The sequence below is a fragment of the Bradyrhizobium sp. USDA 372 genome, from assembly GCF_053629095.1.
This window is the reverse complement of record NZ_JBRJHR010000001.1, coordinates 4,108,643-4,120,536: the sequence shown is the minus strand read 5'-3', so window position 1 is coordinate 4,120,536 and position 11,894 is coordinate 4,108,643. Positions and strand designations below refer to the sequence as shown.

General features: G+C 64.0%; 10 protein-coding genes. 2 read left to right on the top strand and 8 right to left on the bottom strand.

Features of this window, described 5'->3' with window-relative positions:
• Positions 1-33: 33 nt before the first annotated feature.
• Together AB7M16_RS19470 and AB7M16_RS19465 are read right to left on the bottom strand one after the other, a co-directional pair.
• On the bottom strand, positions 34-1,164 hold the full coding sequence (locus tag AB7M16_RS19470) for a DUF5938 domain-containing protein (RefSeq protein WP_453944937.1): 1,131 nt from the start codon (positions 1,162-1,164) through the stop codon (positions 34-36).
• 34 nt (positions 1,165-1,198) lie between these two features.
• Positions 1,199-2,002, bottom strand: a complete 804-nt coding sequence (locus AB7M16_RS19465; protein ID WP_453944935.1) for an SDR family NAD(P)-dependent oxidoreductase — start codon at positions 2,000-2,002, stop codon at positions 1,199-1,201.
• Positions 2,003-2,319: 317 nt separating this feature from the next.
• On the opposite strand from AB7M16_RS19465, the gene AB7M16_RS19460 reads away from it, so the two are divergent.
• Positions 2,320-2,955, top strand: coding sequence for a TetR/AcrR family transcriptional regulator (locus tag AB7M16_RS19460; protein WP_453944933.1), 636 nt, complete (start codon positions 2,320-2,322; stop codon positions 2,953-2,955).
• A 96-nt stretch (positions 2,956-3,051) separates the two neighbouring features.
• The gene (locus AB7M16_RS19455) at positions 3,052-3,678 is read left to right on the top strand and encodes a GNAT family N-acetyltransferase (RefSeq protein WP_453944931.1); all 627 of its coding nucleotides are present in this window, start codon (positions 3,052-3,054) and stop codon (positions 3,676-3,678) included.
• Between the two features lie 37 nt (positions 3,679-3,715).
• On the opposite strand, the gene AB7M16_RS19450 is transcribed toward AB7M16_RS19455, so the two are convergent.
• The 6 genes from AB7M16_RS19450 to hpf all read right to left on the bottom strand — a co-directional run bounded on the left by AB7M16_RS19450 (position 3,716) and on the right by hpf (position 11,861).
• The gene (locus tag AB7M16_RS19450; RefSeq protein ID WP_172788619.1) at positions 3,716-4,555 is read right to left on the bottom strand and encodes an outer membrane protein; all 840 of its coding nucleotides are present in this window, start codon (positions 4,553-4,555) and stop codon (positions 3,716-3,718) included.
• A 226-nt stretch (positions 4,556-4,781) separates the two neighbouring features.
• A complete protein-coding gene (locus AB7M16_RS19445) occupies positions 4,782-5,801 on the bottom strand; it encodes a glycoside hydrolase family 5 protein (RefSeq protein ID WP_453944929.1) in 1,020 nt (339 codons plus the stop codon).
• Positions 5,802-5,814: 13 nt separating this feature from the next.
• Positions 5,815-7,104, bottom strand: a complete 1,290-nt coding sequence (locus AB7M16_RS19440; RefSeq protein ID WP_453944927.1) for an O-antigen ligase family protein — start codon at positions 7,102-7,104, stop codon at positions 5,815-5,817.
• Between the two features lie 33 nt (positions 7,105-7,137).
• A complete protein-coding gene (locus AB7M16_RS19435) occupies positions 7,138-10,350 on the bottom strand; it encodes an autotransporter outer membrane beta-barrel domain-containing protein (protein WP_453944925.1) in 3,213 nt (1,070 codons plus the stop codon).
• A 214-nt stretch (positions 10,351-10,564) separates the two neighbouring features.
• Positions 10,565-11,026 (bottom strand): PTS IIA-like nitrogen regulatory protein PtsN, encoded by a 462-nt coding sequence (gene ptsN / locus AB7M16_RS19430; protein ID WP_063681444.1) that lies wholly within the window; start codon positions 11,024-11,026, stop codon positions 10,565-10,567.
• 229 nt (positions 11,027-11,255) lie between these two features.
• Complete coding sequence (gene hpf, locus AB7M16_RS19425) at positions 11,256-11,861, bottom strand: ribosome hibernation-promoting factor, HPF/YfiA family (RefSeq protein WP_260381515.1); 606 nt, start codon at positions 11,859-11,861, stop codon at positions 11,256-11,258.
• Between the last annotated feature and the right edge of the window lie 33 nt (positions 11,862-11,894).

The window sequence follows — 11,894 nt, the reverse complement described above, 5'->3', positions numbered from 1 at the left end:
GGTGGCGCGCGACCGCGCCACCCGCCATCCTGCTCAGTCGTGCACGGTGAGGACCGGTCTGCTGACCAGCCCGAAGCTCCGCAGCTGGCCGAGGAGCTCGTGGTGACCGAATGCCTGGCAGCCGGAGGCGAAGCCCACGCGCTTGGGCGGCTGCTGCAGCAGGTGCGCCGCGGCATAGGCCTGCAGCAAGCCGGTCTGCTTGTAATTGCTGTTGCCGTTGATGACGCAGTGCGCGCGCCCCAACGGGCCGGAGGCATGCACCGAATCCAGCGACTTGTTGACGCGCGGGTTCTCCCGCGGCGGCATGGTGTTCATCACGCCGGCGGCAGTCTGCGCCAACGCGGCATAGCGGTCGTCGGGGCTCATGTCCTTGGTCGCATCCAGCGCGGCGGCGACGATCTGCGGCACGCCCAGCATCAGCGCGCGGTTGAACACGCCGCCCAGCACCTTCACGTTGGCAACGCGCGGATCGCGCTTGAACCACACCGGGTGCGAGGTGCCGCCCCAGGGCAGCGCCAGCGCCAGCTCATGCTGGCCGGGGATGGCGAGGTTGTAGAGACCGGCGTCGGGCTGATGCTCGACATACTTGTTCTGTTCCAAATAGTAGGCTTTTGCCATCGCGGCGTTGACCAGGATGGTCTGGGTCGAGGCGATGGTCGGGCTGCCGCCCCAGAACACGGCGATATCCAGCGTGTCGAGGCCGGGCGTCTCCAGGCACAGCTGCGCGGCGATCTCGCCGGTGGTGTACATCTGCGCGATGCCCGGCGCGAGCAGCAGGCCGGCATTGGCGAACTTGGTGCCCCACTCCTGCTCGAGCGTGATCAACCAGTCCTGCTCGCCTGTCGTGTCGGTGTAGTGGCATCGGGAAGCCCAACAGGCCTGCACCACCTCGCCTCCGAACCTGGCGAAGGGACCCACGGTGTTGAGCACCACCGAGGCGCCGTTGAACAACTCGGTCAGTGCGCTCACGGTGTGCGGCACTTCCACCACCTCGTAGTCGGCGGTCTCGATGCCGGCCACGTTCGCCTTCATTGCGGCGTTGAGCTTCTCGGCGCTGCGGCCGGCGGCGATGAACGGGATGTTGTACTCACGCAGATATTCGCAGACCAGGCGGCCGGTGTAGCCGGACGCGCCATAGACGATGACGGGCTTCTTCGCGCTCATTGCGTTCCTCCGAAATGTTTGTTGTCAGGTTCTGCTACATGCCCATGCCGCCATCGACCGGCAGTCCGATGCCGGTGATGAAGCGCGCCTCGTTCGAGCACAGGAACACCGCAGCATTGGCGATGTCGCCGACCTCCGCGAGCTTGCCGAGAGGCGTCTGCTCCACCACTGAGCCGACCGCGGCGTTGACGTCGGGCGCGAGACCGATCTTCACGATGTCGTTGGCCAGCTGCAGGCCCATGTCGGTCGGGATCAAGCCGGGATAGATGCAGTTGACGCGCACGCCATAACCGAGCTTGCCGGCTTCCATCGCAGCGACCCGTGTCATGCGATCGACCGCAGATTTGGTGCCGGAATAGACCGCGATGCTCGGGAAGGCGATCGTCGCCGCGACGGAAGCGATGTTGACGACCGCGCCACCTTTGCCCGCCGCTCCGCCCGGCCGCATCGCGCGGAAGGCGTGCTTCATGCCGAGCACGGTGCCGACGATGTTGACGTCGCACATCCGCCGCGCATCCTCGGCCTTGACCTCCGAGATCAGCGAGGTGATCTCGATGCCCGCGTTGTTGATGAGGATGTCGTAGCCGCCGAGGGTGGCAATGGTCGCGGCAGCCGCTTTCTCCCACTGCGCATCGTCGGCGACATCGAGATGCACGAAGCCGGTCTTCACACCGAGCCTGGCGATCTGGCCGGCGCTGTCCTTGCCGACGTCATCGAGAATGTCGCCGATCATGACCGCCGCACCGGAGCGCGCCAGTGCCTCTGCGATGGCGGCTCCTATCCCGCGGGCTCCGCCGGTGACCAGGGCTTTGCGGCCATCAAGACTCTTCTCACTCATCGCACGTCCTCCCTTTGCTTGGACTGATCTGTTGGACTGATCTGTTCGCTGATGATCGGTGCGTGCTGCGACTGGCAGCACGGTGCCGGCGCGGTTGCGCACCGGCATGCGAGTCCGTTCCGGCGGCGCGGCGCCGGTGGGTGCATTTCCTCCATTTGCTGGCGTCTTGACGACTGTCCAAATTTCTTGGCGCGCACACTCCTCCCGGGACTTGACAGTTGTCAAGGTAAAAATTTGACAGTTGTCAAAGAGGATGGTCTGTAGACGATGACCGACGATGTGATCGTGGTGGCCAAGAGACGGGAGACAGCGCGACGATGGCGCGGCAAGCGACAGGAGCGGCGAAGCGAGAGGCCGTGGCGGAGATCGTGCGGGACGACAAGTTCAACGCGCGGCGCATCGAGCTCGCCGAGGCCGCGCTCGAGACGCTTGGAGAGCTTGGCTTCGCCCGGACCAGCCTGCGGGAGATTGCGCAGAACTCGGCGTTCACGCACGGCGTGTTTCACTATTATTTCAGCGACAAGCTCGACCTGATCTGCTGCTGCGTTCGCCACTACAAGGCGCAGTGCGTGACGCGCTATGACGAGGTCGTCGCGACCGCAACGAGCCGCGACGAATTGACGGAGGGCTTCCTCGCCAAGCTCGCAGCAACGCTGCAGAACGAAGCCCGCATGCACCGGCTTTGGTACGATTTGCGCTCGCAGGCGATGTTCGAGGCGGCGTTTCGCAAGGATGTGCTCGAGATCGACAAGAGCCTGGAAGCGATGATCTGGCGCATTGCCTCTCGCTATGCCGAGTTCGGCGGCAAGCGGCCGGCGTCGTCGCCAGGCGCGCTCTATGCGCTGTTCGACGGTCTATTCCAGAGTGCGCTGCTCAAGCACCTCGCGGGTGACAAGACGGCGGTTCCCGAACTGCTCGATGAAGTCCGGCGCCTGCTGCCGACGGTCTGCTGAAGCGCACGAGCGGCTCGCACGAAGGCGTCGCCGCTCGAGACCTGCACGTTGAGCCATCCAAATTGATCGTCCGACTCGAAACTGCTTAGATGCGGCATGCCGCCGAAAGTCGAACGTCTGCCCAAGCAGCAATTGTGGTTTCCGGCCGGGCGCTATTTCCTGCGCACCATCAAGCGCGATGACGCCTCGCAGCGCTGGGCGGACTGGCTGTCCGACCCCTGGACGGTGCATGTGCTCAACACGTCACCGCGCGCGATGACCAAGGCTGATATCGCCGACTACATCAAATCCTTCGATCAGCGCGAACGGCTGCTGCTCGGGATATTCGAGCGCGGCAGCCGCATCCATGTCGGCTTCATTCGCCTCGACGTCAATGCCTCAGCCGGCGAGGCACTCGTCAGCGCCGTCGTCGGCGAGAAGGAGCACCGTAATGCCGGCGCTACGGTGAACACCTTCATTCCGCTGCTCAGATTCGTGTTCGACGATCTCAAGTTGAGCCGCATCCGCGCGTTTGTGCTGGAGCGCAACCAGACGACCATCCAATATCTGTCGAAGCTCGGATGGACGCTCGAGCCAGAACCCGACAATCCCGTGCGATCGCACACGGATGGATCGCTTCTGGTGCTGCGTCGGATGAGCTGGGACAGGCCAGGTTTCCAAGCCTGGTTGAAGAGCCCGATCGGGCAGCGGATCGTGAATCGCATGGAAGCGGCGCGAGGTTAGAGCCCCGGCCGCTCCCTTTATCTGCTGACGCGATCAATCAGTACTTCGCCACGACGGGTGATCCGCCGAACCGATAGTTGATGCCTACCTTCACGATATCGATGTCCTGACGAATATCGATCAACGCGGTGGTGGCGGCGACTGGATTGGCGAACCCCACGCGCTTGCTGTCGAAGCCGTAGTGAGTGTACTCGATCAAGGCCGACCAGTTCGGGGCGAAGGCCCACTCGACACCGGCACCTGCCACCCAGCCGACACGATCGGTGCTGGCGCTTGAATTACAGGGCTCAAAAACGAGGAATCCCACACCGGGACAAACGAAGCCGCCAATCGTCGTGAAATTGTTCAGATTGTACCGGTCATGCGCAAACCCGACGCCGCCCTTGCCATAAACCAGGAAGCGATCCCATGTGTAGCCGATCCGACCCGTGACGCTGGCGACCCAGTCGGTGCGGCTCGATAGAGTGGCGGGCGCGCCGGTCTTTCCGGCGAAGAAGGGATCGTTGGCGGTGCCGTGAAGATCGGTGGCCGTGAAATCGCCGGCAATCCCGAGCACCCAGTTGCTGGCAAATTGGTAATCGCAACCTACCTGAACGCCTCCTACAATTCCGACGTCTCCGTTCACCCCAATGCGATCACCAGGGACATTGCCTATGGTCATTGCCGGCGCGATGAGCGCCCCCGTTCCGATGCCGGGATCCGTGAAGCCCGTTCGGCTCGCACCGCCGCCGACATGACCCCCGACATAGCAGCCGGTCCAACTGAAAGGCACGGCCGCCGCAACCGGCGCTTTCGTGTAGGGACGAGCTCCCAGATCGGCACCTTGAGCAGAGCCTGCGACAATCAGAGCCGACGTCGCCAGCAGCAGTCGTTTCATTCGTCACCCCCAAAGCAATCAGCGATAGAAATCTCCAGCCAAGGTACATCGGCCGGCCTCCGCGCGCTGTATTCGGGCAGCAACACTCCGATACATTTGGTAATTGGGTATTGGTCAAAAGTGAACGCAAGGCGCCGCCTCTCGGCGTCTTAAGCCGGAAAACGGCGCGTAAGGCGGAGCAGGATCGCATCGCGCGGTCGAGTTCAGGTCACGTAACATTCGCGTTTCAGCGTGCGTTTGGAATCAGCGCCCGGATGATCTCCGGCTTCCAGGTTTGCCGCGCGCTGTCGAAGGCCGCGAAATCGTGGTCGAACTGCCAATAGGCCCAGGCCCAGCCGAGCCGCTCCGCACTTCGCGCCATGAACGACAGATATCGCGTTCGGGCTTCGGCTGGAGCGGCCTCGTACACGCCGAACTCGCCGAGATAGACCGGGCGCTTTTCCCGTTCGGACCAGGACCTGACCTTCTCGAAATCGGCGCGCGCCTTCTGCTCCTCCTCCGGCGCGCCCCAATCGAGCGGGCCGATTTGCGAGAATTTCGGCGACCATGGTGCGCCCTGATGGGTGAAACGGAGCGGCGCGTAATAGTGAAACGTGACGATGAGGTTTCGATCATCTGACGGCAGGACCAGCTCCTCGACGGGCATCTCGTCGACGTTGAGGACCGCAGCGATCACCGACCGCCGGGGGTTGGTGGCGCGGATGATGCCGAGACACTCGTTCAGAAGGGCGTTCCAGGCGGCGGACGTCATCTGCCCGCCCGGCTCATTGAGCACCTCGAAGACAAGCCTCGGATATTTCCCGGCATAGCGCGCGGCGATTTGCGTCCAGAATGCTTTCAGCTTCTCGGCGCAGCCGGAGACGTCGCGCTGACAGACATGGGTATCGTGCTCGTCCAGGATGGGGATGAGATTCCGGGCGAGCACCTCCTCGATGACGGCATCGAGCCGCCTCAAGACCACTTCGTCCAGCGCATTCCCCGGGTTCATGAACTTGAAGCCGAAGAAATTGATCCGAACGTGCGAGAACCCGGCGCGCCTGATCGCAGTGAGATTGTCCAGACGAAATGGCGCGTTCCGGCCTCCCTCCCAGATGCCGTCGTAGCCAAGGATGTTGATGCCGCGTCCCAATTTTGGGGGAGCGGATTTGGCCTGCCCGGCTGCCTCTGCCGGGGAGCAGATCGCAAGCACCGATAGCGCCAAGGCGAGACCGAAAGCTGCCGCCCAGCGGGCGCAGATGGCGTTCATCCTGCCTGCTCCATCATTGCTGAGAGCCTTGCTGCGGCACCGGCCGACACACGGCGAAGAAGAATGCGACGAGCAGCACCGAGGTGAACATCGTGGAGCGAAGGAACATCGTCTCGGTGAAATTCGATTGAAAGCTGAGGACGACAAATCCGATCACGAGAGCGCAGTGGCGACGATCGATCGACCGGGTGGCGATCAAGTACAGGACCTTTTCCGAGAACAGATAGACGCTCGCGACGAACAGCACGTATCCCAGGAAACCCGTCTCCATCGCCACCGCAATGTAGCCGCTATGGTAATTGTCGAGCACCCAGCCGTGGTTCTGGTTGAAATAGTCGTAAATCGCAGGGCGCGTCCAGAATCCGTTGATGCCGAAGCCCAGCAGCGGCGCGTCGTTGAAATGGCTGATGGCGTACTGCCAGATGAACGTCCGCTCGGTCAAGTTGATGGTCGATTCGCCGAGATGGATTGAATCGTACCCGGTGACGTAGAAATACAGGATCAGAAGTGCAGCCAGGATGCACATGATGACCGGCAGCACCGCGTAGATCCTCATGCAGCGAATCGACCACATCGAGGTCACGAGCAGTGCGCCCGCGGCAATCGCGACTGCGCCGGCACCACGGGATTCCGAGGCGATGACGCATGCCGATGCCAGGAGAAACGTCAGGAGGAAGACGATCCAGCCCTGGCCCGTCATCTTCTGATAGAAGGCAAAGAACATCAGATAGGCGCTGATGAAGCCGAGCGTCTGCTTCGATTCGTAGATTCCCTGCCACTGGCCGCTGTGCATCCAGCTCTGATCGACGCCGATCTCGGGCACGAAGACCGCACACAGGGCCGAGGCGGCGACCAAGATGAAGAGCCCCAGCGCCGTCGCTCCGACGATCTCGTCGATATCGATCCGCGTGATGAGGCAGTACGCACCGAAGGTCGTGACCACGAGGGCCGCGCTCTTCATGATCGCCGCAGTGGCGAGGCCGCTCCAGAGCACGGAAACAGCGGCGAGAGCATAGAATGCGACGAGCGCGATGAAATCGGGATTGGGCTGCACGCGCAGGCAGGGACGCACGAAGGCACTGGCGTAGATCAAGATGACCCACATCAGGAGCGCAACGACCTGTTGCACAAAGCTCCATTCTGCGGGAAGCAGCGCGGGGTGGAGGACACCCATCGACGCGATCACATTGACCGTGATCGAGCAGCGCATCACGTTTCCGGCCAGCTTTTCCACGCCGACGCTGGGCGCTTGCCAGATCGCGCTTTCGGCTTCCTCGGAATCGTCGGTGTGCAGGCTGGTCACGAGCTGACCGCTCTCACCGGCCCCGCACGGGCATCACCACGCATATCGTACGGCGCCCTTGCCGGCGTAGCTGCGCGTGACGTTCGAGAACTCACCTTCAAAGGTTGCAGCCGCGGACCAACCGTTCAGCCATGCCTTCTCCGCCGACGCGCTGACGAGCACGGCATCGGCGGCCTGTGCGGCGCCGTTGACCACGAAGCTCGAGCCGGGCAGCGCCTGGAAGGTTGCTCCGATCGAGCGATCAGGGTTGAAATCATGCGCCCAGGCAAGACGGCCGCGCAGCGTGGCAATGCCGTCGGCCATGCCGAAGGACTTGTCCGTGCGCAGGCCGAGTTCGCTGCGGCTGGCGGTGACAATCTTCGAAGCGTAGCTGAGCGCAAAGGTGTCATTGCCGGTGATCGCCCGCTCCGTATAGGCCGGCAGGTCGAACGCCGTGAACTGGGCCGCGGCATAGGGCGTGATGCCGACGCCGCCGATCCAGGGCGCGACGAAGCGATATCCACCTTCGAGCCGGCCGGAATAGGCGTTGGCCTTGAAGCGCGCCTGGAGATGGTCGGCACCGGCGATGATGACCGTGCGATCGGTAGTAATGTCCTGCCAGCCATAGGCGAGCGCGCCCGTGACATAGGCCGCGCCTGCATTGTGCCGCACGAACGCACCGGCCTGGAACAGGTCGGAGCGGCCGGTGCCGCCATTGGCCACCGAGAAGCTGGTGCCCCCGCCGGCGAGCGCGAAGCCCGCAACGGTATGCGGCGAGAGCCAATAGTCGGCGCCGGCGACTGCGCCGGCGATGCGGCTGGTTGCATTATTCGAGCCGATTTGCACGTTGCCGTCGGTGGTCTGCGAGCCACCAAAGCCTGCGGCCCATGCACTCCAGCGGGATTCGAAGGTCTGCGCGGGCGGCGCCTTGCGGGAGATCGCCGCGTAGGCGTCACGCTCGGCACCGCTGCGCTTGCGGCCACCGGCATACGCCGGCGGATCGCCAGCGTATCCCGTCACACCGGCTGACGCGTGAGGATCGCCGCGCCCGGCCAGGAACGGGTCGGTCAGCGTGCCCATGAACTGGCTCATGGCGTTGAAAGTCGTCTGCTGCGAGCCGGTCGCAGTCTCGCCCGAGGCCTGCGTCAGGGCGTTCATCAGAGGCGTACCGGCCATTGCGAACAGGGCATTGAAGCCCGCCGGCAAGCCTGCGCCTGTTATCAATGGCGCGTCGATCCCCGCCGCAACGTTCCGCACATTGACGCTGGCATTGCTGGGGAGCGAATACGACAGCAGGCCGGGATCGAGCGTCAGCAGCACGTCGTTGCCGACATAGCTCAGCCGGGCGTTGCGCGCGAAGCTGTTTGCGGTCAGGAAATCCACCCCCGTGAAGGTGCCGCTCACGTTGCCTGCGCTCGCGATCGTGTAGGTCGTCGTCGTCGCCAGGCGCGCCAGCGGATCCACCACCACCTTGCCGCCGAGGCCGGCCGTGCCGGTGACGTTGAGCCGGTCGGCGCTGTGACCGGCGGCGTCCACGTCCACCATGAACCTGCCGCTCGCGCCCTGAACGAAATCGCCGGTCAGCGTCGTGGTGCCGACCGCGCCGACCCCAAGCGGAGCCAGCATGCCGCCGTTGCTCAGCAGATTGCCGGCGCCGAGATCCACCGTCGCGCCGCTGTTGAACACGCTGCCGGACAGGTTGTTGAAGGCGTTGCTGCCGCCGCCGAGCACGACATTGCCGCTGACGATACCGGAATTGTTCACGGTGTCGTTGCCGGTGCTCGCCAGAACTGCATCGAGACCGCCCATGATTCTGGCCGTCGCATCGATGCTCACGGTATTGGTTGCGCCGCCGTCCAGCCGGATGCCCGCGAGCGCGCCCGACACGACGCCGCCGCTGGCCGTGACCTCGAGATTGCCTCCCCCGCTCGCATAGATGGCGTTGCCCGACCCGGACGAAACCGTGCCGGTGCTGTTCACGGTGACATTGCCGGGCGCGTAAGCGCGGATGCCGTCGGCAAATGCGCTGATGGTCCCGCGGCTGGTGACGGAGGTCACTCCAGCAACCGTTTCGGCGTGAATTCCTTCGCCTGCGGAGGAGACGATGTCGCCGGCACTGTCCACAGTCGTAAAGTATCCGAACAGGTTCGTCATGCCCGCAAAGATACCGTAGGTGGACCCGCTTACGTTTCCACGGCTGGTGATTCCCACGGCCTGCTGCCCGATGATGTACATCCCGGCGCCGTTGCTCACGGCGATGTTGCCGATGCTGTTCACGCCGACGCCGCCGCCGGTCGCCGCGATGCCGGTGTCATGGGCGACGAGATCGCCGCGGCTGGTGATGCTGACGCTGTCCGCCGCCGCGACGAAGATGGCGTTGCGTCCAGCCGAGATATTGCCGTTCTGCGTGACCGTCGCAGAACCGCTCGAGGTACTCACAAAGATGCCGTCGAGAGTGGCGGCGACGTTACCGCGTTGCGAAACCGCGATGTGGCCGAAGATGGAGAACGCAAGGATGCCTGCGGTAGCTGCGATGTTTCCCGTGCTGTTGACGGTAACGTCAAAGTCGGCGGTTGCCTCGATGCCCCCAAGGGCCGCGTTGATGTTGCCGACGGTAGTGACGTTTACGGTGTTGGAGAGGGTCAGCGCGGAAACCCCATAGGTCGTCCTCGACGTTATGTCGCCAGTGTGCGCAATGACGACGGGGCCGTTGGACAAAGCGGTCTGTACCCACGCATGAATGCCGTCACTATACGCGTCGATCGTGCCGCTACTGGTGATGCTGATGTCGGTGATACCGCCGGCGAACCCACCGACCGTCGTGAAGTAGATGCCGGCGCCGCCGGCCGAGCTGATGTTGCCGGCGTGATTGATGGTCACGCTGCCGTTGACTGTGCCGGTAATTGCGTCGGTGATTCCGGTCGCGTGGATGGCATACGGCCCGAGGTCGCTGTTGATGGTGACGTTGCCGTTGCCCTTGTTGAAGGAAATCGCGGCGACGCCGGAGCCCGGCGCGATGTCGGTCGTCAGCGCATTGACGTTGAGCGTGCCGACCACGCCTGGGTTGAAATCGGCCGCACCGATCCCGGCCGATTGATCGCCGCTACAGGTGGCGGTGTCGCCGACAACCGTGCAGCTGCCCGGTCCGGCCTGCGCCGGCTCCAGTTCGGCCAGCCAGAATGCACCGCTTGCCACCGTGCCGAGGAGCGCCATCCGCAAGCGCCGGCGCCCATGGAGCCGTTCTTCCGCCGCCGCGCCGATGCGCAACGGCGCCCTTCCATTCCGCATCACGTCCACTCAGTCCAAATGGTCTCGAGCGACTCTTAGCGGACCTTGACACCGGCCAATGTGCCGTGCGTCTCAGGCGGGAAGATTTTCATACCGTCTACCTTGGAGATCACCGGGGCGTGGCGACACGGCCCAACGCGCGATCCAGGAGCCCGAGCGGATCGGACCCTCGACAGGCTGGAAGAAGGCGACGTTACGCCGCCGTTGCGGGCGGCAGCGCCAGCACGGAATAGATCGCCTGGGCGTCGCGCGAGGCGCGGAGCTTCTTGGCGATGTCCTGGTCGCGGAGCAGGCGGGCGATGCGGGCCAGCGCCTTGAGGTGATCCGCGCCGGCGCCTTCGGGGGCGAGCAGCAGGAAGACGAGATCGACCGGCTGGCCGTCCATCGCCTCGAAATCGATCGGACGATCGAGCCGCGCGAACAGGCCGAAGATCTTCTCCAGCTTGGGCAGCTTGCCGTGCGGAATGGCGACGCCATAGCCGACCGCGGTGGTGCCGAGCTTCTCCCGCTGCAGCAGCACCTCGAACACCGCGCGCTCGTTCTGGCCGGTCAGCTCGGCGGCCTTGGCCGCGAGCTCCTGCAGGGCCTGCTTCTTGCTGTTGACTTTCAATGCCGGGAGAATCGCCTCGGGTGCGACCAGATCGGTAATCGGCATGGAAGCTTTCCGAGGTGAATTAAACCGTCAGGTTCCGATTTGGCTGGCTTGATAGACCAAGCCCGGCCGGCGTCAATAACATGAAGCAGGAGGGGGACTTAGCCCAAGCCCTACCAAGTCCAGATGTGGGGGGCTTCTACTCCAACGCAATCCCGGTGCCAACTCCCGCGTGCGGCTTCGCCCCTGTCATTGTTAAGGGCCGGGATGGTACGGGTGCCGGCCCACGGGCCTAGCCGCCGGCCTGGCCGTCCACCTTGGCTCCCGGCGGGTCGATCCAGCCCACATTGCCGTCCGCCCTGCGGTAAATGATGTTCACCCGGCCGGACGAGCCATGCTGGAATACCAGGCAGGGTGCCCCGCTGAGGTCGAGTTCCATGACGGCTTCGCTGACCGAGAGCCGCTTTAGCGACGTGGTTTGCTCGGCGATGATGACGGGGCTGTAGCCGGCGACTTCGTCCTCGCCCTCTCCGGGCGCTTCCAGCACATAGCTGGTGGCGTCGAGCGCAGCCATCGCCTCGGAGGCGGCATGGGCCTTGCGCGCGGAACGGTCCTTGAGCCGGTTCTTGTAGCGTCGCAGCCGCTTCTCGATCATCAGCAGCGCCTGGTCGGCACTGGCATAGGCATCCGGTGCGTTCGAATCGGCTTCCAGCGTGATTCCCGAATCGAGATGCAGGGCGCAATCGGTGCGAAAGCCGAAGCCGTCCTTGCTCAGCGTGATGTGGCCGGAATAATTGCCGTCGAAATATTTGCGCAGCACCTCGTCGGTGCGGTCGGCAACGCGGCCGCGCAGGGCCTCGCCGACGCTGATGCTCTTGCCCGAGATTCTGAGAGTCATGTGATGCCTCGCTTGGTTGGTGCCCAGCTTGGA

What these genes read in the sequence shown, in the direction of transcription:
- AB7M16_RS19470 (WP_453944937.1), bottom strand. Translation starts at nt 1,164, where the DNA reads ATGAGCGCGAAGAAGCCCGTCATCGTCTATGGCGCGTCCGGCTACACC.
- AB7M16_RS19465 (WP_453944935.1), bottom strand. Translation starts at nt 2,002, where the DNA reads ATGAGTGAGAAGAGTCTTGATGGCCGCAAAGCCCTGGTCACCGGCGGA.
- AB7M16_RS19460 (WP_453944933.1), top strand. Translation starts at nt 2,320, where the DNA reads ATGGCGCGGCAAGCGACAGGAGCGGCGAAGCGAGAGGCCGTGGCGGAG.
- AB7M16_RS19455 (WP_453944931.1), top strand. Translation starts at nt 3,052, where the DNA reads ATGCCGCCGAAAGTCGAACGTCTGCCCAAGCAGCAATTGTGGTTTCCG.
- AB7M16_RS19450 (WP_172788619.1), bottom strand. Translation starts at nt 4,555, where the DNA reads ATGAAACGACTGCTGCTGGCGACGTCGGCTCTGATTGTCGCAGGCTCT.
- AB7M16_RS19445 (WP_453944929.1), bottom strand. Translation starts at nt 5,801, where the DNA reads ATGAACGCCATCTGCGCCCGCTGGGCGGCAGCTTTCGGTCTCGCCTTG.
- ptsN (WP_063681444.1), bottom strand. Translation starts at nt 11,026, where the DNA reads ATGCCGATTACCGATCTGGTCGCACCCGAGGCGATTCTCCCGGCATTG.
- hpf (WP_260381515.1), bottom strand. Translation starts at nt 11,861, where the DNA reads ATGACTCTCAGAATCTCGGGCAAGAGCATCAGCGTCGGCGAGGCCCTG.